Annotated in this window: 23 protein-coding genes; 3 read left to right on the top strand and 20 right to left on the bottom strand. The window is 50.5% G+C overall.

The window, feature by feature from the left end; all coding sequences use genetic code 11:
* Positions 1-8: 8 nt before the first annotated feature.
* The 5 genes from ETR37_RS01100 to ETR37_RS01080 form a co-directional block, all read right to left on the bottom strand.
* On the bottom strand, positions 9-926 hold the full coding sequence (locus ETR37_RS01100) for an NAD(P)-dependent oxidoreductase (RefSeq protein ID WP_129446789.1): 918 nt from the start codon (positions 924-926) through the stop codon (positions 9-11).
* A 27-nt stretch (positions 927-953) separates the two neighbouring features.
* The gene (locus tag ETR37_RS01095) at positions 954-1,679 is read right to left on the bottom strand and encodes a 4-carboxy-4-hydroxy-2-oxoadipate aldolase/oxaloacetate decarboxylase (protein ID WP_013146170.1); all 726 of its coding nucleotides are present in this window, start codon (positions 1,677-1,679) and stop codon (positions 954-956) included.
* Positions 1,679-2,407 (bottom strand): PIG-L deacetylase family protein, encoded by a 729-nt coding sequence (locus tag ETR37_RS01090; RefSeq protein WP_025950997.1) that lies wholly within the window; start codon positions 2,405-2,407, stop codon positions 1,679-1,681. The genes ETR37_RS01095 and ETR37_RS01090 overlap by 1 nt, the downstream gene beginning before the upstream one ends.
* Positions 2,408-2,456: 49 nt before the next feature.
* Positions 2,457-3,362 carry a DUF6282 family protein gene (locus tag ETR37_RS01085; protein ID WP_020754598.1) on the bottom strand — a complete coding sequence of 302 codons (906 nt, stop codon included), beginning with the start codon at positions 3,360-3,362 and terminating at the stop codon, positions 2,457-2,459.
* A 582-nt stretch (positions 3,363-3,944) separates the two neighbouring features.
* A complete protein-coding gene (locus ETR37_RS01080) occupies positions 3,945-4,595 on the bottom strand; it encodes a GntR family transcriptional regulator (protein WP_013146173.1) in 651 nt (216 codons plus the stop codon).
* A 210-nt stretch (positions 4,596-4,805) separates the two neighbouring features.
* Between ETR37_RS01080 and ETR37_RS01075 the strand changes: the two genes are divergently transcribed.
* Positions 4,806-5,777, top strand: coding sequence for a catechol 2,3-dioxygenase (locus ETR37_RS01075; protein WP_013146174.1), 972 nt, complete (start codon positions 4,806-4,808; stop codon positions 5,775-5,777).
* 67 nt (positions 5,778-5,844) lie between these two features.
* Here ETR37_RS01075 and ETR37_RS01070 read toward each other — a convergent pair whose 3' ends face one another.
* The 13 genes from ETR37_RS01070 to ETR37_RS01010 form a co-directional block, all read right to left on the bottom strand.
* Positions 5,845-6,183, bottom strand: coding sequence for an antibiotic biosynthesis monooxygenase (locus ETR37_RS01070; protein ID WP_013146175.1), 339 nt, complete (start codon positions 6,181-6,183; stop codon positions 5,845-5,847).
* Between the two features lie 35 nt (positions 6,184-6,218).
* Entirely contained in the window at positions 6,219-6,587 is a 369-nt protein-coding gene (locus ETR37_RS01065; RefSeq protein ID WP_013146176.1) for a hypothetical protein, read from the bottom strand.
* Between the two features lie 4 nt (positions 6,588-6,591).
* A complete protein-coding gene (locus ETR37_RS01060; protein ID WP_050572307.1) occupies positions 6,592-7,287 on the bottom strand; it encodes an O-methyltransferase in 696 nt (231 codons plus the stop codon).
* 64 nt (positions 7,288-7,351) lie between these two features.
* Complete coding sequence (locus ETR37_RS01055) at positions 7,352-8,623, bottom strand: sensor histidine kinase (protein WP_129446788.1); 1,272 nt, start codon at positions 8,621-8,623, stop codon at positions 7,352-7,354.
* A 9-nt stretch (positions 8,624-8,632) separates the two neighbouring features.
* Positions 8,633-9,310 carry a response regulator transcription factor gene (locus tag ETR37_RS01050; RefSeq protein WP_020755058.1) on the bottom strand — a complete coding sequence of 226 codons (678 nt, stop codon included), beginning with the start codon at positions 9,308-9,310 and terminating at the stop codon, positions 8,633-8,635.
* A gap of 142 nt (positions 9,311-9,452) precedes the next feature.
* Positions 9,453-10,622: an ABC transporter permease gene (locus tag ETR37_RS01045; protein WP_013146180.1), complete on the bottom strand. Its 1,170-nt coding sequence runs from the start codon at positions 10,620-10,622 to the stop codon at positions 9,453-9,455.
* Positions 10,600-11,304: an ABC transporter ATP-binding protein gene (locus ETR37_RS01040; RefSeq protein ID WP_013146181.1), complete on the bottom strand. Its 705-nt coding sequence runs from the start codon at positions 11,302-11,304 to the stop codon at positions 10,600-10,602. The genes ETR37_RS01045 and ETR37_RS01040 overlap by 23 nt, the downstream gene beginning before the upstream one ends.
* A 19-nt stretch (positions 11,305-11,323) precedes the next feature.
* Positions 11,324-12,289 (bottom strand): efflux RND transporter periplasmic adaptor subunit, encoded by a 966-nt coding sequence (locus ETR37_RS01035; protein WP_020755055.1) that lies wholly within the window; start codon positions 12,287-12,289, stop codon positions 11,324-11,326.
* Between the two features lie 199 nt (positions 12,290-12,488).
* Positions 12,489-13,508 carry a LacI family DNA-binding transcriptional regulator gene (locus ETR37_RS01030; RefSeq protein WP_129446787.1) on the bottom strand — a complete coding sequence of 340 codons (1,020 nt, stop codon included), beginning with the start codon at positions 13,506-13,508 and terminating at the stop codon, positions 12,489-12,491.
* A gap of 18 nt (positions 13,509-13,526) precedes the next feature.
* The gene (locus ETR37_RS01025; protein WP_129446786.1) at positions 13,527-15,062 is read right to left on the bottom strand and encodes an alpha-amylase family glycosyl hydrolase; all 1,536 of its coding nucleotides are present in this window, start codon (positions 15,060-15,062) and stop codon (positions 13,527-13,529) included.
* A gap of 71 nt (positions 15,063-15,133) precedes the next feature.
* Entirely contained in the window at positions 15,134-15,976 is an 843-nt protein-coding gene (locus tag ETR37_RS01020) for a sugar ABC transporter permease (protein WP_033005605.1), read from the bottom strand.
* A complete protein-coding gene (locus ETR37_RS01015; protein ID WP_033005602.1) occupies positions 15,976-17,256 on the bottom strand; it encodes a carbohydrate ABC transporter permease in 1,281 nt (426 codons plus the stop codon). The genes ETR37_RS01020 and ETR37_RS01015 overlap by 1 nt, the downstream gene beginning before the upstream one ends.
* A gap of 69 nt (positions 17,257-17,325) precedes the next feature.
* Positions 17,326-18,600, bottom strand: a complete 1,275-nt coding sequence (locus ETR37_RS01010; RefSeq protein WP_014195041.1) for a sugar ABC transporter substrate-binding protein — start codon at positions 18,598-18,600, stop codon at positions 17,326-17,328.
* Positions 18,601-18,844: 244 nt separating this feature from the next.
* Here ETR37_RS01010 and ETR37_RS01005 point away from each other — a divergent pair, with 244 nt between their 5' ends.
* Positions 18,845-20,611 carry an alpha-glycosidase gene (locus ETR37_RS01005; RefSeq protein WP_015374067.1) on the top strand — a complete coding sequence of 589 codons (1,767 nt, stop codon included), beginning with the start codon at positions 18,845-18,847 and terminating at the stop codon, positions 20,609-20,611.
* Positions 20,612-20,726: 115 nt separating this feature from the next.
* On the opposite strand, the gene ETR37_RS01000 is transcribed toward ETR37_RS01005, so the two are convergent.
* Positions 20,727-21,587, bottom strand: a complete 861-nt coding sequence (locus ETR37_RS01000) for a helix-turn-helix transcriptional regulator (RefSeq protein WP_015374066.1) — start codon at positions 21,585-21,587, stop codon at positions 20,727-20,729.
* Positions 21,588-21,713: 126 nt separating this feature from the next.
* Between ETR37_RS01000 and ETR37_RS00995 the strand changes: the two genes are divergently transcribed.
* Positions 21,714-23,066, top strand: a complete 1,353-nt coding sequence (locus ETR37_RS00995; protein ID WP_015374065.1) for an MATE family efflux transporter — start codon at positions 21,714-21,716, stop codon at positions 23,064-23,066.
* A gap of 40 nt (positions 23,067-23,106) precedes the next feature.
* Here the strand turns inward: ETR37_RS00995 and asnB are convergent, their stop codons facing one another.
* Complete coding sequence (gene asnB, locus ETR37_RS00990; protein ID WP_063192137.1) at positions 23,107-24,954, bottom strand: asparagine synthase (glutamine-hydrolyzing); 1,848 nt, start codon at positions 24,952-24,954, stop codon at positions 23,107-23,109.
* Between the last annotated feature and the right edge of the window lie 8 nt (positions 24,955-24,962).

The following is a 24,962-nucleotide window of genomic DNA, read 5'->3' as shown; positions in this document are numbered from 1 at the left end:
TTGAAGAATCAATTTTGATAGTCGTCCGTCTTTTTTCTATTTTTTCCTTCCAACATCTCCAGCAATGCATCATAATGTTGCGGAAGATGGCCATTCCACAGCTCACGTATTCGGTGGTCGGCTAGCCATTGCAATTTTGCCGCCACGGCCTCAGACATCGTCGCATCAATGCCCAGCATGCCGAGCGTGGCCATCACTTCGCTCATTTCTGCCACCCGTCGCTCCGCATGAATAGCGGTGCGCGGCAGCAGCAAATCCGCTGTTTCTTGCAGCGGCCGTGCGGTTATCGATTCATTTAGAGAAGCCAGCACCGTCTCCTCAACCCCATATATTCGGCTTGCATGCAGCGTCTCAAGCAACAATGCCGAAACCCCTTTCATAAAAATGCTGCGAAACATTTTTATGGCTGACGAACTTCCAGGAGTTTCGCCAATGAATGTGACATTCATCCCCCATCCATTGGCTTCTTCTGCAAACCCGAGCGCCTTCGATCCGCTGACATAGATTGGCACTTTATGCTTTTTCAGAGGAACAGCGTCCATCACTGCCGCATCGATAAATGAGGTTCCTGTTTCGGCAATGCGTGCCGCCACTCGCTCCATTGTCATCGGAGAAGCCGCGTTCATATCAATGTAACAATGATCAGTATGCAAAAAGGGCTGAATGTTTTCCGCGATCATTTCCGCGACTTTCGCACTGGCCGTGCAAAAAAGATGTGTTGTGTTTTCGCAAAGTTCCTTCAAGGAAGCCGTGAGCGGGATGCCGAGCGCCGCTGCCCGCTCGCGGATCATAGCTCCATATAAAGGATGGTCGCTGTTTATGTCATAGGCGAAAATAGAGGTGATCTTCTTTTCTTCCAGCAGCCCGCTTGACATGGCAAAAGCCGCTTCTCCAAATCCAATAAATCCAATCGATGGTGCTATCATTTTCCATCTCCCCATCGTTCAAAACGTTTATGTCGCCTTGATTCCAAAAGAATGCCGTTTTTGAAACGCTTCCTCGTTCTCGTAGTACACCACATTTTCTCTTTGCAATGTTGCTCGCAAATGGTAAAAATCTAAGCTCAACTCGCCTTTTTCAATTTTCTGCTTTGTTTCCGCTTCTTTGTCAACGCGTTTTTTTGCCGCCTCCAATGATGAAGCCGCCTCATCTTTGCGAATCACTACCACTCCATCATCGTCCGCCATGATGAGATCCCCTGGGTGGACGAGCACGCCAGCGCATACGGCGGGAGCGTTCACCCAACCGCCCCTCGCTTTTGTAGTGCCTTCCGGATGAACAGCTTTCGACCAAACTGGAAAGCCGAGTTCACGAATTTGTTTTACGTCGCGAATGCCAGCATCGATAATAAGCCCTTGTACGCCCCTCTTCATTAACGCACGCACAATAAGCTCACCAATCATCCCATGAATTCCTTCGCCAATCGTTGCGACGACAAGTACGTCTCCAGGCTGACACACTTCAATGGCGGCATGGATCATTAAATTATCTCCCGCGTAGCAAACGGCGGTCACTGCTGGCCCGCATATCGATATCCCCTGTTGAATCGGCTTCAGTTCAGGAGAAAGCAGCCCTTGCTTTCCTTGCGCTTCATACACGGTTGACACATCGTAATGTTTCAGTTCCTCGATGATTGACAAAGCTGGACGTTGAATGTTGCGAATGATGTATTTTTCCATCAGATAAGCTCACCCCCTACAAGAGGGAAAAAACGGCTAAACGCTTCCGCGTATTGATATTGTTGATTGCCCGAGCACCGGCGTGCATGGTTGCCGCGTAAAGCTGCTTTAGCTGCATAATAGTCAATTAAATGTTTTTGCGCCTTGAAACAATTCATCGCTGCATATTTTTGTTCATACGTATCGGTAATATCAACGATCACTTCCGGCTTGAAATCACTAATCTCCGATTGGTGCGGTTCAAAGCCAAACAGTTTCGGTTGCTTGATTTTCGGCAAATCGACATCGCGCACCCCAGCCGATGTCGCCAACACGGACGCTTCAAACACAAAACGAGAAACGGTTTCATGGTCGGGATTGAACGCATCACGCGGCCCATGTGTTAAAATCACATTCGGGCGAACCTCACGAATTTTCCTTACTAATTGCAACGTCCGCTCCGGCGTGATGGTCATATGATAATCTTCGTAATCCCAAATCTCGTAATCCTTCACTCCCAAGCATTCTGCCGCGGCTTCGATTTCACTTCGGCGCACCGCTTTAACGTTTTCAAGAGTCTGTCCTTCCACCTTCCATAAGTCGTTTGATTCACCACGCGCTCCATAGCTCAAAATCACAAGCGACACATTGGCTCCAGCCTTTACATATTTCGCAATCGTCCCGCCGCCTCGCCAGACAAAATCAGCAGCATGGGCGCTGACGACTAATAGGTTTGTGTGTTGATCCATGGCTTCTCCTCCTATCGAACACTTATTCTCTTTCTATAACCGGTTGCGCTTACACTTTCGAAGCGACTTCTTCCACGAGAATGGCTGTATTGATGACAGTCATTCGTTTGACTTCGTCCGGTGTAAAGCCGCCATGCTCAATGAGTTGACGAACAAACTCCAGCAGCCCTTCATCCGGGTAGACGTTGCTCGGCTGGCCTAAGTCGGTGGATAAAATGCAATGTTTGGAACCAACATACCGAATTTCCGCAAATACCGACTCCCACGTCGTCTTTCCTGATGCCGGTGTTGTAAAACAATGTTCCATGATCGCTCCCATCTCAGCAAGCTCTTTTTGTTCCTCTTTGGACAAAGCGATCGATGGAAAGTTTGGATGAGTGATGACGATTTTCCGCACACCGACCGCACGAGCCTCTTTCACCAGTTCATAAATTTCCTGTTTGCCCACATGTCCCGTCGCCAAAATCAAATCGTATTTTGCCATCACTTCCAAACAGTCGTACACTTCTTTTTTCAAACGATGGTTTTCATCTAAAATTCGAATGGTTGGCAACGCCTTTCCTTGCGCCTCAAATTCTAGACGCAACTTCGCCCAATGTGGCAATTTCACAGGAGGGCTGTTGATGAAATGTTCTTGTTCGTTCGCAGCGTCAAACGTCGGCATCCACACGATTTTCGCTCCGTCTCTTGCCGCCATTTCCACCGCAACAGCGTTTAACCCTCCAACTGTATTGTTTAGGCAGATTGCTCCAACCGCTTGAAATCCGGGAAACTGGCGATTGACCAAAGCTGCTCGTTCAGCGGTGCAGAAATAATGGGACTTAATGCCGTATCCCTTCATGCCAAGCCGTTGAAGCCGTGCCGCCATCTCAAAATCATCCAGTTTTCTCGGCAACACGTCAGGTCCGGTATGAACATGAAGATCATATGCATCCTTCAGCAACTCTTCATACAAACAGCATCCCTCTTTCTTTAAACAATATTGTTAAACAATTTTGTTTATGATTGAATTATAAAATACTATTCTTCATCATGTCAACAAAATCATTCAAAAATTTCGTAAAAAAAGCTGGTTTCAGCTTTGTCGCTGAATAAACCAGCATGTTCCTCCACTCTTACCAGACTTCTTTAACAATCTCTATACATGCTCATTAAAAAATTAACATTTGCCTTCTCCTGCAACGAACTGCCTTCCCCCATGGCTCAGCTCGCAGATTGAGCCTACAGGATCTTTGGAGGAAGTGCTGTAACGCTCAGGGTGTGCAGGATAACGGAGAGGTTAACTCTTCATGTTGCATGTATATCGTTGGAGGCCAGACCATTTCATCGTGGTAAACTACCTACCACTTACACTTCGCTGAGAAGTGGGGCTTCAAGCGACTTGTGCGTGTTCACCGAACAGCAAGCCACGCCCAAGAACCCTTTACGCTTCCCTTCGTTCCGAAGTTGTCCGTTCTAACCATATTCTAGGCTAAGCCAATCGAATTTCTCCTTCTTTTCCTTCGTTTCGAAGTGGGAGACTTCTTTCGGAAAGATGCTAAACTAAAAAGGCAAAGTGCTCTTCGATCGTTTTTCGGATATTGGCAATATGACGGCGAACAGCATTTTCCGCTTCCTCAGCATTTCGCTCTTTTAACGCGCGATAAATTTGCTGATGTTCTTTCGCTGAATTTTCCTTTCGTCCTGGAATCAAAATCGTCCGCAAATGGTAGCGAAGAAGTTGGCCTTTGATCAAGTTGACCATTTCCACCGCCTGTTGATTGTCGCTCGCTCGATAAATCATATCATGAAACCGTTTGTTAAGCTGTGAATATTCTTCAAAATCCCCCATATCTAAATATGTCTCCATCTTCTTACAAATATCTTCCATTTGTCGAAGGTCTTCTTCCGTCAACCGTTCCACCGCACTGCGGATGATCAGTCCTTCCAATGCTTCACGGATCTCAAAATAGTTGGAAACTTCTTTGACAGTAAATGATTTCACCGTTGCCCCCTTGTTTTCTTCCATATCTACTAAATGTTCCTGCTCCAATTTAAATAACGCTTTTTTGACCGTATTTCGGCTGACGCCGATTTGCGCAGACAGCTCGCTTTCATTTAACTTTTGCGAAGGCAAAAACGTGCCGTTCATAATTCGTTCTTTAATATATTCATAAGCTACATCCATCGGTCTTTTGGCCATTGTCATCGCTCCATCTCCATTTTGTTTAACAATATGATTATACATTTATTTTCAATGATGAAATTGAATTCGTCAATGTTTCGCAAAACGTTTTCTCTGCGCACCATTTTGAAGCGGATGACAACTGAATATGAAAGCGCTTATTGACATAACTTTTTGTATTTTGTATAGTTGAATTGTTAAACAATAATGTTTAATTAGTGCGGAGGGGAGACCATGACAACAACAAAAAAGCTCGACTTCGATATCGCCCATCTTGGTCATGTAGAACTGTTGACGCCAAAATTCGAAGAAAGTGTTCATTTTTTTACTGATATTCTCGGAATGCAAGAAGTGTATCGAAACAGCCAGTCTGCATATTTGCGTTGTTGGGGGGATTACGAAGAGTATTCCTTAAAGTTGACAAAAGCTGAACATGCTGGAATCGGCCATACGGCATTGAGAACGATAAGCCTTGAAGCCTTGGAAAGAAAAGTGTACGCCATTGAAGAAACAGGACAAGGAATCGGATGGATTGACGGCGATGAAGGACACGGGAAAGCATACCGTTTTTACAGCCCGGACGGCCATGTGATGGAATTGTACTATGAGACTAATTTTTATGAGGCGCCCGATCATCTCAAGCCTTATTGGAAAAATCAGCCGCAAAAATTCACTGGACATGGAGCCGCTGTCAAGACATTAGACCATATTAACTTTTTATCTTCCAATCCCGAAAAAGACGGGGAGTTTGCGGAAACGATCCTTGGTCTTCGTCTGACGGAACAAATCGTGATGAATGACGGCCGAAAAACAGGAATTTGGTATCGAGCCACGAACAAGTCGTATGATATTGTTTATACAAAAGATGCGACCGGATCAAGAGGACGGCTTCATCATATCGCTTTTGCTGTGGAAAGCATGGCCGATATCGTGAGAGCGGCCAATGTATTTGTAGATCACGGCGTTTACATCGAGCTTTCCCCAAGCAAGCATGCCATCAATCAAACGTATACGACATATGTGTACGAGCCCGGCGGCAATCGAATTGAAGTATGTTCCGGAGGCTATCTTGTCTTGGCTCCGGATTGGAAACCAATTACATGGACCGAAGAAGAGAGGAAACGAGGGCAGGCTTGGGGAAACAAAACAGTGGAAACATTCCATACGTACGGAACACCCAGCATTCCAAGCAACATAAAACCATAACCGCATTCAGCTCCTCTCAACGCCAATGCCATGAGCGAAAAGAGGAGCTCTTTTTCATTTCCCTTTTTCAATCTTCAGCCGACGCTGACTGTGCCGCCTGTTTCACCGCCTTCACCTCATAATGTCCGACTTCGACATTGAGGATGTACTCCGGCTTCGCTTCATTTCGTCTCTGTTTATGTCCGGCGATATGAGCGTCGCTTTTCTCCCATTTTTTCCAATGCTCCTCCGATTCCCATGTAATCAAAATGACGACTTCCTCATCGCCGCGGCGCGCTTTCTTAACCAAAATTTTCAAATCAACAAACCCCTCTTGCTGTTCGATGATTCCAGGCTTTCGAAACCGCTCAGCCACTTGGTCGGCGAATCCTTCAGCCACTGTGATTTTACGCATTTGCACGAACATAAATCCTCTCCCTTTCTCTGTTGATGATGATGCGATTATTGTTCGCTGCTGTCCTCATCGTTGCGCTGTTCATCGATAGGGGCATCTCCGTCGCGGTTTTGAACTCCCCATATACTGCTCAGCTCTTCGTCATGAATATCAAACGATTGGATGAATTCATTGATCACCATCTCGATTGCTTTCAACTCTCCTGTCAGCACGGGATGAATCGATTGAAGCTCCGGCGATTGCAGTTGCTGTTTCAATGTCTCCCGTTTGACATAAAGCCGTGCTAAAAATTCGAGCGCCCGCCCGCGACGGAACGTTTTGGCGCCGCGATGCGGCCCTTTGTGCATATGCGCGCCTTTCCATGCGGGATGGCCTTCGAATGGATGTCCATGTCCATGAAAAAAATGTCCATGCATGCCGTCATCTTTCCTCCTTCGCCGCTTTCACTCTCGCCACCGTCACACCGTCCCCAATGGGGAGAAACAAGGCATCAAGCGCTGGATGCCGAGCAACGGTCTCATTGAACTGCCTCATGATTTCCCCGCGCCGTCCCAAGGCGCGCGGAGTGCCAATGCCGCTTCCTGCCATGGTGTTGTCCGCTGCGATGATCGCGCCCGGATTGGCGAGGCGGAGGCAATAATCGAGATAATGAACATAGTTTTCTTTGTCCGCATCAATGAAGAAGAAGTCGAAGCGCGAGCCTTGGGCAACAAGCGCTTCAAGGCTTTCCAAGGCTGGTCCAACCATATACACGACTTGGCTGCCGAAACCGGCTTTTTCTAGGTTCTGTTTTGCCAAGCGGGCATAGTCCTCCACAAGCTCAAGCGACGTCAACAACCCGCCCCGCCCAAGCCCGCGCGCGAGACAAACACCGCTGTAGCCTCCAAGCGCTCCGATTTCCAACACGTTTTTGGTGCCGGAGATGGCGACAAGCATCGTCAACAGCTTTCCTGTCGCCGGCGAAACAGAAATCGGCGGAAGGCCGTTTTCCTCCATTGAGCGTCGGATGCTGGCAAGCACTTCATCTTGCGGAGCAAACTGTTCATTCATGTAACGGTTTAATTGCCGAAACAACTCCCATCCTTCATGGCGATCGTGCGGATGCTTCGGTTCCATGCTTTCCCTCCTTCTGATCCTATTCGTATACAATTGTATACAAACATAAACAGAACGTCAATGTTTAATCCCCCGACCGCTTATATTTCCATCTCGCCGCCGGGAACATCACTTGAAACCGCGTTCCTTCGCCGAGTTTGCTTTCCACCTTCACCTTGCCATGGTGTTGATCAATAATCCATTTGGCGATCGCCAATCCAAGACCGGCTCCATCCGATTGCGAGCGCGCCTTGTCGCTTTGGTAAAAGCGGTCGAAAATGCGAGGGAGATCTTCAGTTGGAATGCCGATGCCGTCATCTTCAACTTCCACCACGACCGATGAGGAAAAACGATGGCATGCAAGGCGAATGTGTCCGCCTTCCGTCGTATATTTCAAGGCATTGTCAAGCAAAATGACGATCAATTGATGGATGCGTTCACGGTCGCCCACCCACTCAATAGGGATTTGCGCTTCGACGCTCATCGTTTTCTGTTGGTACGAAGCGATCTCGCTGTACTGTTCGCCAATGTCGCGGACCAATTCATCCAGCCGAAACGCTTCTTTTTGCATTTCCAACTGATTCGAGTCTGAACGCGCCAAGGTGAGCAGTTGGGAAACGAGCCGCGACAAGCGGCGGCATTCTTTGGCGATCACAGAAATATCGACGCTTTTCTCTTCAATGGTTGCTTTCGGAGAACGAAAAAGCGCATCCGTTTTTGCCTGAATGACAGAAAGAGGCGTGCGCAATTCATGGGAGGCGTCGGAGACAAATTGCTGCTGTTTTTTCCACGCCGCTTGAATGGGAACGAGCGCCCGGCCAGCCAGAAAATAGCCTGCCGCGATGGCAAACAGAGCGCTCAGCATGCATCCTACTGCAATCATGAACATCAATTCGCCAAGCAGCTCGCGTTCAGAGTTCGTATTACGCAGCATTTGCACCGTTATCGGGCCAAACGCCGTATTCACTTCAACAGCCAACGTCCGAAAATAGAGATGGCCTACGTTCACCTCATACAGTTCATCAAGCCTTTCTGGGGGAGTGAGCGGCAGCCCGGTGAAAAAAGAAGCGTCGCGGGTCATGCCGACCATTTCTCCTTTCTCGTTCCAGATGACCACCACCAGCCGCGGGTCGCGCAACAGCGGATCATGAAAGAGCGGATCTCCTAACAGCGCATCATCCTTACGCCATGGCCCGCCCTGCCTAATCCGCTCCGCCAATCGTTCAAGCGGAACATCGGCCGCATGGTACAGACGCTCCTGCATATACACGTACAGCACGACGCCAAGCGCGCTAATCACGAAAAACACGACGAGCGAGTTGACGAATGTCAAACGCCAAAGGGTTTTGTGAAACATGGCACATTTTCACTCCTGCTCCCGCACCAGCATGTAGCCGATGCCGCGGACAGTTTGAATATCTGCATGATAGCCAAACGGCTCAAGCTTTTTCCGCAGCTGATGAACGAACACTTCGACAATGGCGATCGTCGTATCAGAGTCAAATCCCCAAATACGGTCAAAAATTTGTTCCTTCGTTAAAATGACGCCTTGGTTATGAACGAGATATTCCAAAAGCTCGTACTGTTTGCTGGTCAATTTCAGCGGTTGACCGTCAACCACGACTCCTTTTTCTTTGCCAAACAATTCGATGCCGCGGTAGCGGATCGTCTGTTTCGTCGTCAGGGCGCCGCTGCGCCGCAAAAGAGCCCGCAGACGCGCCTTCAGTTCCGGAGACTGAAACGGCTTCACCAAGTAATCGTCTCCGCCAAAATCAAGTCCCTTCACCCGATCTTCAAGCGAGTCTCTCGCCGTCAGAAACAACACCGGCGTTTCGATTCCGTCTTCACGAAGACGACGGACGATGGAAAAACCATCGATGCCGGGAAGCATAACGTCCAAGATGATGGCGTCGTAAATGTTTTGCTGCGCTAAAAACAACCCTTCATCGCCGTCACATGCCCCATCAACCTCAAACTCATCCGCCAGCATCTCGATCATAGCCTCCCGCAAGTCGTGGTGATCCTCGACAACAAGCAGCTTCAACTATCTTCCCTCCTCTTTTTTAACCTATGGCTGTAAGGAACTTCCCTTCGCAGTGAAAGGCAACAGCTAAGCACCATACATGCCGTATCGGGAAAGGAAAAACAAAGCGCCGCATGATGCGAACGCTTTGTTTTTCTTTCTTTTATTCGTAGCGCAACGCTTGAATCGGGTCAAGCTTGGCCGCTTTGTTCGCTGGAAATACGCCAAACACCACTCCGACCAACAAAGAGAACAAAAAGGCGAGCAATGACACGGAAGGGGAATAGGAGATTGTCATCCCCATCACCGACTTCAGCACTTGGCCAACACCAAATCCAAGAACGACGCCAATGGCTCCACCGCATGAGCTGAGCACCACCGCCTCAACAAGAAATTGAAGCAAAATGTGGCGGCGTTTGGCGCCGACCGCTTTGCGGATGCCAATTTCTTTCGTCCGCTCGGACACCGAGACGAGCATGATGTTCATAATCCCGATGCCGCCGACAAGCAACGAGATGCCAGCGATGCCGCCAAGCATCAGCGTCATCGTATCGGCTACGGAACTGACCGTTTCCATCAAATCCTGCTGATTAAAGACGCTGTAGCTGTCTTCATTGTTTGGGAACAAATGGGCAAGAAGCCGTTTTGCTTCCACCATCACGAAGTTGACGTCTGAAGCCTTGTCTGCCTGGATATACACGGTTTGGATGTTCATCGTCTTTGTCAGGCGCTGGGCGGTCGACAGCGGCATCAAAATGACATCGTCCCCGCTTTGTCCAAGAGAACCGCCTTTGGACGCCAAAACGCCGACAACTTTAAACGATGTCCCATCGATTTGCACGTACTGGCCAACCGGATCCCCGAATCCAAACAACGTTTGCGCTATCGTCGCGCCGAGCACGACGATTTTTTGCCTGTACTCGATATCGATGTCTGATAAAAATCGGCCGCTGCTCACATTGACATCGCGAACCGCTTCATACGAAGCTGTCGTGCCGATTAACGATACTTGCGCTGAAGCAGTCCCTTGTTTGACATTCACTCTCCCAGACACGATAGGAGCGATGTCCTTTACACCGGAAAGTTCGCGAAACTTGTTCATGTCTTCAACCGTCAGCTTTACTTCATCGCTGTTCATGACGTTGACCGTCAATAAATTCGTTCCGAGCTGATTGATTTGGCTTGTCACTTGCTCACTTGAGCCTCGACCGATGGAGACGAGCACGATGACGGACGATACGCCGATGATCATGCCCAACATCGTCAAAAAGGAGCGCAACTTGTTGCCGCGAATGCTGCGCCACGCCATTTTAATGGATGGAAGAAGCCCCAACGAACTCACCTCTTTCTTCCAACAACTCGCCATCTTGAATGCGGACGATCCGCTTCGCTTCTCTGGCGACTTCCCAATCATGGGTGATGAGTACGATCGTATGCCCTTGCTCATTGAGCTGCTTCATGATGTGCATAATCTCTTTGCTTGTTTTGCTGTCAAGCGCGCCGGTCGGCTCGTCAGCGAGCAAAATCGGCGGATGGCCGACAAGAGCGCGGGCAATGGCGACGCGCTGTTGCTGGCCGCCTGACAGCTGGTTGGGCAAATGGTGGACTCGCTCCTGCAGCCCCACTTTTTCAAGGCATTCATAGGCAATGGCTCGCCTTTCTTTCACCTTCACTCCCCGATAAATGAGGGGAAGCTCAACGTTTTCCAGCGCCGTCAGTTTGGATAGAAGATTGAAATTTTGAAATACAAATCCGATTTTTTGATTGCGAATGACGGCGAGTTCATCCTCTTTCATCGTTCTGACTTCCTTCCCGTCGAGCCGGTAGCTGCCGGAATCCGGGCGATCAAGGCAGCCGATCATATTCATCAACGTCGACTTGCCCGAACCAGAGGGACCGACAATCGCAACAAAATCCCCTCGTTTGACTTGCAATGAAACCCCGCGCAGCGCATGCACCGTTTCTCCTCCTAAACGGTACGCTTTCGTCATCCCTTGAATATCAATCATCAACATACGATTCTCCTCCTTCCTCTCATGGCTGGCCACCTGTCCGACGGTTCATTCCGCCTCCTGGCATGCCGCCCATCCCTGGCATCCCGCCCATCATTCTTTCTTGCCGCCCTGGATTATTCGTACTGGAGGAAGTAGAAACGCTCGGCAGCTGCACGATTTGCCCTTCGCTCAATCCATCGGTAATTTCAATGTTGTCTTCATTGCTAATGCCGGTTTTCACCGTTTGGCGCACAGCCGTGCTGCTCCCGTCCGCCGACTGTTGGACGACAAGCACAAACTTTTCATCATTCATCGTGTGAACCGCTTCGATCGGAACATACAACGCATTATCTTTCTTTTCGACTAAAATGCTTACTTCCGCTGTCATGCCGATTTTCACATTCGTCGGTTTATCGATGTGCACCGTCACATCGAAAGTCGACACACCGTTCGAAACCGTCCCTTCTTTGGCGATGGAGGTGACCTTTCCGGTATATGTCGCCTCAGGAAAAGCGTTGATCTTAATCGCAGCGGTTTGTCCGACCTTCACTTTTGGAATATCGAGCTCATCCACTTGCACTTTTACTTGCAAATCGCTGTAATTGGTGAGATGGGCGACGACTTGTCCGTCATTGACGCGGTCTCCTTCTTCCACGTCGAGCGAGGTGATCGTTCCAGCTGCTGGCGCTTCAATCGGATCGCTGCCATCAGTAAATGTAATGAGGTCTTCCCCCTTCGTCACGGTTTCCCCTTCGGAAACGAGCACTTCATCCACTTCTTTGCTGCCGTCAGCTTGAATGTCCGTGCTCGTTACGGACTCAACCGTTCCCGATCCACTCACTTTCACTTCCAACGTTCCTTTTTGCACTGAAGCGGTCGCCGTCTGAGCCATGGCGGGCTCGCTTTTGGCCTGCGTGAAGTACCATGCACCGCCGGCGCCGGCTGCAGCCACAATCGCGACCAACGCGATGATCCATTTTTTCACTTCGCATTCCCCTTTCTCCATTTCAAATAAGCATCGACACTCCGATTATCCAAAGGGTTGCTTAATTTTCCCTTAATTTTTTCGTTTCTTCCTTCCAAACCTGAACATACGCTGTCCACAATACTTTTGCATGGTGACCAAAATGAAAATATGATCATGCTCGAAAACAAAAAAACGCCCGCCAATACGACGGACGTCTCTTTGCCAACACCGCTTCTTTCTAACGCTGTGCACACGACCCCCGCTCCACAAGCCGGTGGGGAATGATGATGCGCTTGATCGGTTCATTCGGGTTGGTGATTTTCTCAATTAAACTTTTCGCCGCTTCATAGCCGAGCTGAAAAATGCCGATGTCAACCGACGTGAGCGGCGGACGCGACATTTCGGCGAGCAGCGTGTTGTTGAAGCTGACGATCGAAACATCTTCCGGGACGCCAAGCCCCATTTCATCAAGCGTTTTCAAGATGCCGAGCGCCATGAGATCATCAGCGACGACAAGCCCGGTCGGCGGCTCAGGCAACGAAAGAAGCTCCTTCATCGCCTCTTGGCCGCCTTCCTGCAAAAATTCTGCATGGACGACGTATTCCGGCCGGTACGGAAGCCCCGCCTCCTGCAAGGCCGCGGCGTAGCCGGTTTGGCGGTCGACGGTCACCAAATATTGCGGATTGCCGCCGACAAACGCGATGCGTTCGTGCCCGCGAGCGATCAACCAGTTTGCCGCATCTTTCCCCGCCTGGACGTTGTCGTTGTCGACATGGGTCACTTGTTCCGCTTTTTGGTGCGGTTTGCCGATGACGACGAACGGAAAGCCATGCTTTAACAAGTACTTCATGAGCTTATCGTTTTGCCGTGAGTAAAGCAAAATAACGCCGTCGACGCGCCGCCCTTGCAGCATCTCCACCACCCGTTCGTAAATATCGCTTTCTTTTTCCCCTGTCGACATTTGCAAGGCGTACCGCTTTTCATGGGCGGCTTTGCTGATGCCGCGGATGACTTCCGGGAAAAACGGGTTTTGCAGCGCTTGGTCGGCGGAGCTCGGCATGACGATGCCGATCACTTGCGTCATTTGGCTCGCGAGGCTGCGAGCAATAAAGTTCGGGTGATAGCCGAGCTCTTTCATCGCTTCGCGCACCCGCTGTTTCGTCTTCTCGCTGATGCGCGGGCTGTCGGCGATGACGCGCGAGACGGTTGACGGCGCAACGTTCGCTCGTTTCGCCACATCTTTAATCGTAACGGTCATAAGGTCCCTCCTTTCCCTCTATTCCGGCATCCGCTTCGCCCGTTTTTTCACCAAATACAAAAACAAAAGAAACAACACGTAAACCGATACGATGGCGGCGATAAACGGAACGTTGATCCCCGTTTTTTCCCGCAGCTTGTATACTTCCGCCGTTTCGCGATCGAGCACAAGGTCGTAGCCGTCATCATCGCCGCGGACGAGATCGTCCAATAAAAAGCCGCGCAGCTCTTTGTTTTTTGGCAACTGGTCGTTCGTTAGGTGAACGTGCTGCGTTTCGCCCGTGTTGTTGATGGCGATAACCGTTGTTTCATCTTCATATTGCCGTTTCCACACCGCCATGCCGTCTTTTTCATACAGGAGCGTAAAATCGCCGCGCCGCAAAGACGGCAGCTGTTGGCGGAGCGGGCCGATTTTTTTCAAGTAATCGATGATCTCCGGATCGGCGCGGAAATCCATCAAGCGGCGGTTGTCCGGGTCTTCGCCGCCGTTCATGGCGATTTCGGTCCCGTAATACATGATCGGAATGCCAGGGGCGGTGAACAAATACGTCATGGCCAGTTTAATGCGTGAAATCGGGTTGTTGCGGTTGTCAATCGCGAGCTTCGTAAACCGCACGGTATCATGGTTGTCCAAAAACGACCCGAGCAAATACGGTCGGTCGTAAAACGTTTTGTTGTATTCCCAGACATCATACAGCGGGCGCAGTGACGCATCGCGCCTAGCAAGCGACTGCTTCACCGCGCCATACAGCGGGTAATCGACAAATCCGTCGATGCCGTATTTGCCGTATTCCGCAATATAGCGCGGATCGTCGCTCCACACTTCGCCAAGAAGGAAAAAGTCTTGTTTCACCGATTTGACTTCTTTCGCAAACTCCTGCCAAAACGATTTCGGCACGTGGCGCACTGTATCGAGCCGGTAGCCGTCAATGTCGGTCTCTTTAATCCACCATTTGGCAGCGTCAATTAAATACGTTTTGACCTCTGGATTTTCCTGCGCCAAATCAGGCAACCCATACACCCAGCCGTTTTCAAGCTGTGTTTGGTCGTTCCAGTCGAAAATCTCTTTTTTCGGGTGAAACCAATCTTTTTTCGTTGGGTCATGTAACCATGGGTGATTGTAACCGACATGGTTGGCGACAAAATCCAAAATGACTTTCATGTCGCGCTTGTGCGCTTCTTTGACGAGTGTTTTCAAATCGCCCAGCGTGCCAAAGTGCGGATCGACTTGATAAAAATCTTCAATCCAATAGCCATGATAACCGCCCGGCATGTTTTTAAAAATCGGCGTCAGCCAAATGGCGGTAAATCCCATCTCCTTGATGTAATCGAGTTTCGCCGTCACCCCTTTCAAGTCGCCGCCGAAATACCCTTTCGGATCGTTCACATTCACGTTCTGGTCGTTTGTCGGATCCATATTGTTAAACCGGTCGACCATAATGAAATAAATGGCTTCATCTTGCCACGTCCGTTCTTCTTTCTCCGCCGCCGCAGCCGGCATGGCATAAAAAAGAAGGAACGGAAGGACGAGCAGCATAAAGAGCCGGTTCCCCATTTCCATTCCTCCCTTCCCGATTCATTTGCTCATTCGGAAACGGGTAAGCCCACTATTTATGATAGCGGTTCTTACCCTTTTGTGCCACCGGCCGTTAAGCCGGAAATCAAATACCGTTGCAGGAACAAAAAGACGACGGCGATCGGCGCGGCAATCAAAATCGAGCCGGCGGCAAAGCGGGTGAAGTTGTTCGCAAACCGGTCGCTGATGAAGTTAAACAGCCCGACCGCCAATGTAAATTTATCCGGGTCGCGCAAGACGATCGACGGCAGCAAAAAGTCGGTGAACGGCGCCATAAAGTTGAACAACGCGACAACGGCCAAAATCGGCTTGGCCAAAGGCAGCATAATGCGGAAAAAGACGCCGAAATGCCCGGCGCCGTCGATGCGCGCCGCCTCATCCAGCTCGCGCGGAATCGTATCAAAGTAGCCTTTGACCAGCCAGGCGTTAAACGGAATTTGTCCGCCTACATAAATGAGAATGAGCCCCCACAGCGAATCGAGCAAATGGAGCATATTGAGCAAAATATAGATCGCGACCATCGCCATGAGCGACGGAAACATTTGCAACACTAAAAACAAATACAGCCCCGTTTTCCGCCCGACGAATTTGTAGCGCGAAAACGCATAGGCGATGAGCGCCGTAAACAAGACGGACAACGCCGCATTGGCCGCCGCGACAAACAAGCTGTTTTTATACCAAAGCAAATAGTCGCTCTCTGGGCTTGTAAACAGCCACTTGTAGTGTTCAAACGACCACTTCTCCGGGATGAGCGATGCCGAATACAGGCTCGTTCCTGGATTGAGCGACATGCTGATCGTCCAAAGGAGCGGATAGGCGATGACGACAAACATGAAGGCGATAAACAAATAAATAAGCGCTACTTCCACGCGCGATTTCCATTTGCGGTTCATCAAATGTTCCCCTCCTCTTTAAAGGAACGGGTGCGCCGGAACTGGTAAATGGCAAACCCGCTGACGATCAAGCCGATGATGAGCGAGATCGCCGCCGCCATATTGTAGTTGTTCGTCGTGAACGTCAAATCGTACACCCATGAAATGAGAATGTCCGTCCCCCCGGCGTTTTGTCCGCGCACGGCGGGTCCCCCGTCGTTGAACAAATAGATGATGTTAAAGTTGTTGAAGTTGCCGGCATATTGCATAATCAACAGCGGCGCCGTCGCATACAAGACGTGCGGCAGCGTGATCGATTTGAACTTTTGCCAGCGCGTCGCTCCGTCGATGTCGGCCGCTTCGTACCAGTCGCGGGAAATGCTTTGCAAAACGCCGGTAAACAACGCAAAGACGAACGGGAAGCCAAGCCACGTTTGAATCAAAATAAGCGCCACTTTCGTCCAAAACGGATCGGTCATCCACGGGATCGACACCCCAAACAAACTCAACACTTCGCGGTTGATGGCTCCGAATTTGTCGTTGAACATCGCCGCAAACACCAAAATCGTGACAAACGCTGGCACGGCCCACGGCAAAATCAACACCGTGCGGATGAACCGCTTGAACTTGATGCGCGGGTCGTTGACAAGGAGCGCCAAAAACAGGCCAAGGGCGATTTGCGCCGTTGTCGCCACCACGGTCCAAACGATCGTCCAGGCGAGAACGCTAAAAAACGTGCTTTTCCAAATCGGAATCGACACTAAGTTTTTGAAGTTTTCCAACCCAACCCAATTCAACAAATGGCGCGGCGGCGAGTGGTACAAGTTGTAGTCGGTAAACGCGAGCGACACCATAAACAACAGCGGCAGCACCACGATAAACAACAGCATCACAAGCCCGGGCGTCACAAAGATGTACGGAAACCCCCGATCCCACGCATGACGGCACGATTCGATCAGCGATGGGAACGGCTCGCCGCGTTGCCGGCGGCGGGCATCGTTGCGCGCATCAATGATGTTCGCAATATGCAGGGCGGCGGCAAAAGCGATGATGATGACCGAAACCAATCCTTGAATCAAGAGAAAAATCGAATGATCAAGCATCGGGATTTCGCCAAGCGTGACGAGTCCCCACAGCCCGATGTTCAAAAAGTTATAAAACGTCAGCAAAAACGAAGCCTCAATGATGATGAACAAGATGCCTTTGACATACCGGCGGTTGTACAATTGCCCAAGGCCGGCAAACAACAGCGACAGCGCCATCGCCACCGCCGGCCGATGGCGGACGTTTGCTTCCGGCATTCCAATCCCCCCTATCGTATGGATAAGAATGGTGGATAGGGCCGAGCCTATCCACCACGATATCACGCGTTATTTTCCAGCACCGCTGGCGGCGATTTTATCTTGAATCGTTTTCACTGCCTCACCGAGCACCGCTTTCGGGTTGTCGCCTTTCGCGATAAATTGCAAGGCATTGCCCATCGGCTCCCACACTTGCGACATTTCCGGCACGTTCGGCATCGGCTCGCCGTATTGGATTTGCTCCGCAAAGCCGGCGATCAGCGGGTCGTTCGTAATTTTCTCATTTGTCAACGCTTTTTCATTCGCCGGCATTTCACCTGCCACTTCATAGTAATGGAGCGAATTTTCTTCGTTCGTCACAAATTTCATGAAATCGACCGCCCATTCTTTGTTTTGTGAATAGGCTGATAACATCCATGTTTTCACGCCGACGAACGATTTCGGATGCTCGCCGTTGTCTAAGACCGGCAACGGTGCGGTCGCTAATTTGTCGCCCAACGCTTCTTTATACGACGCGATGTTCCATGGTCCGGTGATGGCAACCGCCACATTTCCTTTCGTAAACAGCCCGTTCATAATATCGCCGGTGATTTCTTTCGGAATGTAGCCGTTTTTAAACCACGATTGGACGAGCTCGGCTCCTTTGACGGCTCCATCATTCGCGAGCCCAATGTCGCTTATGTCGTATTTGCCGTTTTCATTTTTAAACACATAGCCGCCGTATCCGGCGAAGAACGGATAGACAAAATAGAAGTTGGCTGCTTCCATTAAAAAGCCATATTGGTCTTTCGCTGCATTCGTTTTTTCCTTGGCGATCTTCATCAAGTCTTCCATCGTTTTCGGTGCTTCTGAAACTAAGTTTTTATTGTAGAACACGCCGTACGTTTCGACGACCATCGGCACGCCGTACGTTTTCCCGTCATAGGTGACCGCGTTGATGGCTGTCGGACTGTACTCGCCTTTCGCATCGCCAAGGTCGACTGGATCGGCCAATCCTTGCAGCACAATGTCGCCGATGCGGTCATGCGGCTGGTAGAACACATCCGGCCCTTTGCCAGCCGGTCCGTCGAGCGCTAGTTTTTTCGTTTGATCGAGCATGTTGACCCCAACCATCTCGATTTTGATTCCGGTTTTTTCTGTGTACTTTTGAAAAATATCCTTTAACGCTTGTTTTTGTTTTTCATCATCGTTCACCCACACGACGAGTTTCTCTGGCTTTTTGTCCTGTTCTGCCGTCTTTTGGTCGTTTCCTTTCGGCTGCTGGACATCGCGCTTGGGACCGCAGGCACCCAGCACGCCAATCAACAACACGGCCATGAGAAAGAAAGATAACGCTTTTCTCATAATCCCCCTCCTGTCATCATGACGGAATCTTAGCGGTACAATCATAAGGAAAACGTTTGCGCAAATAAGTTTTAATCCTTTCTATGAAAACGATTGCACCACTCATCTCCATTATAACGCTTATTTTTCATTTTACAAGCCTTTTTCTATAAAATTTGACTTTTCTTTTCTCTTAACGTACTTTTTATTATAGCTGAGCATTAATGCAAACGGTTGCTTCAGATAACAAAGGAGGAAAAAGAAAATGAGGAAAGAAGCCATCCACCACCGCTCAACCGACCATTTCGCTTATGCTTATGACAGCGAGACGCTCCATCTCCGGCTTCAAACAAAGAAACATGATGTCGACCACGTCGAGCTGCTTTTTGGCGACCCGTACGAATGGCACGATGGCGCCTGGCAGTTTCAAACGATGCCGATGCGGAAAACGGGAAGCGACGGGTTGTTTGACTATTGGCTCGCCGAAGTCAAACCGCCATATCGACGGCTGCGCTATGGGTTTGTGCTTCGAGCTGGGGGCGAACAACTGGTCTATACGGAAAAAGGATTTTACCATGAAGCTCCGAGCGACGACACCGCTTACTACTTTTGCTTCCCCTTTCTTCATCGGGTCGACCTATTCCAAGCGCCGGACTGGGTAAAAGACACCGTATGGTATCAAATTTTCCCCGAGCGGTTCGCCAACGGCAACCCGGCCATCAGTCCGAAAGGGGCGCGGCCGTGGGGAAGCGAGGACCCGACGCCGACGAGCTTTTTCGGCGGCGACTTGCAAGGAATCATCGATCACCTTGACTATTTGGCTGATCTCGGCATCACCGGCATTTACTTGACGCCGATTTTCCGCGCGCCGTCGAATCATAAATACGACACCGCTGATTATTTTGAAATCGACCCGCACTTTGGGGACAAAGAGACGTTGAAAACACTTGTCAAGCGCTGCCATGAAAAAGGGATCCGCGTCATGCTCGATGCAGTCTTCAATCATTGCGGCTATGAGTTTGCCCCGTTTCAAGATGTGTTAAAAAACGGTGCAGCGTCTAGGTATAAAGATTGGTTCCATATTCGCGAGTTTCCGCTCCAAACGGAGCCGCGCCCGAATTACGACACATTTGCGTTCGTGCCGCAAATGCCCAAACTCAATACCGCCCATCCGGAAGTGAAGCGCTACTTGCTTGATGTCGCGACGTACTGGATTCGCGAGTTTGATATTGACGGCTGGCGGCTCGATGTGGCAAACGAAATCGATCACCAATTTTGGCGCGAATTCCGTCAGGCGGTGAAGGCGCTAAAGCCCGATGTGTACATTCTCGGCGAGATTTGGCATGACGCCATGCCGTGGCTGCGCGGCGACCAATTTGACGCCGTCATGAACTACCCGTTCACGGACGGAGCGCTTCGCTTTTTCGCGAAAGAGGAAATCAGCGCCCGCCAGTTTGCCGATATCATGGTCCGGTTGCTTCATTCGTATCCGAAACATGTGAACGAAGCGGCGTTTAACTTGCTTGGCAGCCATGATACACCAAGGCTGCTTACGGTTTGCGGCGGCGACGTCCGCAAAGCGAAGTTGTTGTTTTTGTTCCAGCTCACGTTCACTGGTTCGCCGTGTATTTACTATGGCGATGAGATCGGCATGACGGGGGGAAACGATCCGGAATGCCGGAAATGTATGGTGTGGGATCCAGAGAAGCAAAACAAAGAACTGTATGAACATGTCAAGCAACTGATCGCTCTTCGCAAGCAATATCGGGCGCTTCGACGCGGCGATGTCGCTTTTCTCGCCGCCGATGATGAAGCGAACCATCTTGTTTATGAAAAAACGGATGGCAATGAAACGGTCATGATCATCATCAACCGGAGCAACGAAGCAGCAGAAATTCCCATGCCGATCGATGCGCGTGGAAAATGGCTGGTCAACCTTCTGACAGGGGAGCGATTCGCTGCAGAGGCGGAAACACTTTGCGTCTCCTTGCCGCCGTACGGGTTTGTGCTTTACGCGGTCGAAAGCTGGTAAGGCGACTGAGCGGGCGGTTACGGACAAACATATCGGTTGCCGGTGCAGCGGACAAGCTGCACCGGTTTGATCTTTTGCTGACCGTCCCCATCTATACCACCGGCATAGAAGAAGGTCAATTACGCCGCGCCATGCGCCGATATTCGGTCGGCGTGATTCCTTCCACCTTTTTAAACAGGCGCGAAAAGTAGGCGCCATCGTCAATGCCAACCCGCTTGGCGATCGCCTCAATCGTCTCGTTCGTCTCCGCCAACCATTGCTTTGCCTTTGACAACCGATAATGCGCCAAGTAGCGGCTAAATCCCATGCCCATCGTTTTTTGCATGCAGCGGGTGATGTAGTCCGGGTGGAATCGGAGCTCCTGCGCGAGCATGTCCAGTGTAATCGGCTCGCTGAAATGTTTCTCGATATACGCAACCACCGCGGCGCTGATCTGTTCAGACGCACTCGGGACGGAAAGCTCTTGTTTTTGCAAGTGCCAAAGGAATTCGATGAACAACAGCAGCTGCCGGAGTGGCTGATCGATATCCCGCCGAATGTTTTGTTCCACGATTTGACTTAGCAGCTGTTCCACCCGCTCGCGCTGCTTGACTTCGCCATATTGACGGATGGAGAGCCGGTATTGGATCGGCTCGGTGTATGTCGCCTCCTTTTCGATCACGATCTGCCGGCTGACACCGCAATCGGAAACGACCGCAAAGTCTGGCAGCAAAAAATGAAGCCAAACCAGCTCCGTCCGTTCTTCGCATGGGCGGTGTCCGTAATGTTCCCTTCCCGGAATCAACAACAAATAGTGTCCACTGCCAACCGCAAACTCGCGCCCGTTTTCTGTCATATACAAACAGCCTCGTTTCACGTAAAGCAAATCAAAGACGGAAAATGTGCGGCGGAAATGCTTCTTTCCTTCCAGAAATACACTTTCCGCCCCTTTGATGAACACCGGCAGCGGCGGCATGGAAAATGTGACCGTATCCATCGGCCTCTCCCCTCTTTTGTCGGAAATGTGCAAGCAAAATCGCTTCTTTCTCTTTCCATTATGCAACAAACTAGCTAAACTGAATATATCGTTCAAGTCGGAATAAGAAAAAGGAGTTGTCTCAACATGCGCCATGAGGCCAAAACGCGGTCACTGTTTTCCTTGACGTGGCCAATTTTTATTGAAACGCTGCTCTATATGGTGATGGGCAACGCCGATACACTGATGCTCAGCCAGTATTCAGATCACGCGGTTGCTGCCGTCGGGGTGGCGAACCAAATCATCGCTTTAACGATCGTGCTGTTCAACTTCGTCGCTTTAGCGACAGCAGTGCTTGTTGCTCAATATTTAGGCGCCCGCCGAGAGCAAGAAGCCGTTGACGTATCGCTTGTATCCCTCGTGGCCAATTTGTTGTTCGGATTGTTGTTAAGCGCCATTCTCGCCGCATTCAGCGAGCCGATTTTGCGAATGATGGATTTGCCCGCCGAGCTGCTCGATGAAGGAACCCATTATTTGGCGATTGTCGGTGGATTTTTGTTCATCCAAGCGCTGATGATGACGGTCGGCGCCATTTTGAAAAGCTATGGCTTCACCCGTGACACGATGTATGTGGCGGTTGGCATGAACGTTTTGCACGTCATCAGCAACGCGGTCCTCATTTTTGGCTTGTTTGGCCTGCCCGCCCTCGGCATCCAAGGGGCTGCTATATCGACCGCCGCCAGCCGTGGCATGGCCTTTCTCGCACTTCTTGCTTTGTTGCGCAAACGAACAAACATTCCGCTCGCACCAAGGGCGTTTCGCCGCCTTCCGTTTCACTATTTGCGCTCACTGCTGAAAATCGGTGTTCCGGCAGCCGGGGAACATCTTTCGTACAATACGGCGCAAATGGTCATTACGTATTTCATTACATGGCTTGGCGCTGAGGCATTGACCGTCCGTGTATACACGCAAAACATTATGATGTTTGTGTTTTTATTCGGCATCGCCGTCAGCCAAGGAACGCAAATTCTCGTCGGCCACTTCGTCGGGGCCGGGCGATACGAGGAAGCCTACGCCCGCTGCTTGAAAAGTTTGTACAGCGCCATCGCCATCTCAGTGTTGCTGGCCGCAGCCGCCTATTGGTTTGCCGAGCCGTTGCTGTCGCTCTTTACCGATGACCGCTCAATGATTGTTCTTGGCCGCAAACTGTTGCTGTTAACGATTATCCTTGAACCGGGGCGCTCATTTAATTTAGTGATTATCAGCTCGCTTCGTGCCGCTGGCGATGTGCAATTCCCTGTCTATATGGGCATTTTGTCGATGTGGGGCGTCGGCGTGACCATTGCTTACGTATTTGGCATCGCCCTCGGATTTGGCCTCGTCGGCATTTGGCTGTCGTTCATCGCCGACGAATGGCTGCGCGGACTGTTGATGCTTTGGCGCTGGCGGTCGCGCGTCTGGATGAAAAAAACGATGGTGCCACAAGCAAAAATGGCGTAGCGCCGCCAAATCGAATAAGAGCTGCGCGTAGGCGCAGCTCTTATTCTTTAATGCGAATGCCGTAATGATCAAACCAAACGTGCACTTGGCCAAGGTAAGCGAGCAGCTGCGGACCGGTCATGAGCTGCCCAAACCACGGCACTTGGAACGACTTCCCTTCTGTTTCAATGAGCGCCAACAATTTTTCCCGGTCGAAAAACTCGTGCAAAACCGAAGAGCGGTCATGGAGCAACTGCTCAAGCCATTGCTTGACAAGTTTCGTATATAGAGGATGGTGCGTTTTCGGATATGGGCTTTTTTTCCGGTAGAGCACCTCTTCGGGAAGCAATCCCTCGAGCGCTTTTCGCAAAAGGCCTTTTTCTCGTCCTCCATACATTTTCATATCCCACGGAATGTTCCAAACGTATTCGACAATGCGATGGTCAGCGAACGGCACGCGCACTTCCAAGCTTGCTCCCATGCTCATCCGGTCTTTTCGGTCAAGCAGTGTCGTCATAAACCAAATCATATTTAAGTAAAACAGCTCACGCCGCTTCGCCTCCTCGGCGCTTTCCCCCTCGAGACGCGGCACTTCAGCAAGCGTTTGTTCATAACGCATTTGCACATAGTCGTCAAGGCGAAGCTTTTGCCGCCACTCATCCTTTAATAGGCCCATGCGCGCGTCGACCGAACGCATCCACGGAAATCCTTTCCGAGACAAATCGTCCGGCCGATGAAACCATGGATAGCCGCCGAAAATTTCATCGGCGCACTCCCCTGATAAGCTGACGACAAACCGTTCGCGAATTTGTTTGCAAAACCAAAGAAGCGAAGAATCGACATCGGCCATGCCCGGAACGTCGCGGACGATGACGGCTTCATGCAAATGGCGGAACAGTTCTTCTTGCGTGATCACGCAGCGATGATGAACCGTTTGAAATTGGTTTGACACCTGTTCGATAAATGGCGCATCCGTGTTTGGTTGAAAATCGTTGGCTTTGAAATACTGGTCGTTTCCTTCATAATCGATCGAGTAGGTGTGCAGCGGCCCTTTTCCATCTGCCGCGAAGGCATTGGCGGCAATCCCTGTAATGGCGCTTGAATCGACTCCACCGGATAGAAATGTGCAGACCGGCACATCGGAAACGAGTTGGCGCGTGACCGCATCTGTCAATAGAAAGCGCAGCTTTTCGATCGTTTCCTCGAACGAGTCGCGGTGGACGTCGCTTTCGACATTCCAATACCGCCAAATGCGAAGCCCGCTGCGAGAGAACGTGAGCGCATGTGCCGGGCGCAGCTCTCGAATGCCGTCAAACACGCCGTGCCCCGGTGTGCGCGACGGTCCGAGGCCGAACACTTCGGCGAGTCCTTCATAATTGACTTCTGCCTTTACATCGGGATGGGCCAAAATGGCTTTCACTTCCGAGCCGAACAGCAGCCCCCCGCCATCTTCTCGATAAAACAAAGGTTTTACTCCGAGCCGGTCGCGCGCCATAAATAACAGCTCGCGCTCCTCGTCCCAAACGGCGAAGGCAAAAATGCCGTTGAGCCAATCGACGCATTTCTCCTTCCATTCCATATATGCGGCAAGCAACACTTCTGTATCGGAATGACCATCAAATCGATAGCCTTGGCGCAACAGTTCCTTGCGAATGTCTTCCGTATTATACAGCTCGCCATTATAGACGATCGTATAACGATGTCCGTTTTTTTGCCGGACCATCGGTTGTTTGCCTCCAGCCGGATCCACGACGACAAGCCGTTTATGGCCGAAGGCGACATGAGTGTCCAGCCACGTATTTGTATCATCCGGTCCACGTTTGGCGAGCGTCTCTGTCATGCTGTCAATGACCGTCCGCTCGCGGCGCAAATTGCGCCCGAAATGGACCCAGCCAGTAATGCCACACATACAAACCA

Source organism: Geobacillus sp. PK12 (assembly GCF_004123125.1).
In the GTDB taxonomy this organism is placed as follows: Bacteria; Bacillota; Bacilli; order Bacillales; family Anoxybacillaceae; genus Geobacillus; species Geobacillus zalihae.
Note: the sequence above shows the minus strand (reverse complement) of the source record. Positions and strands in the feature narration are given on the sequence as shown.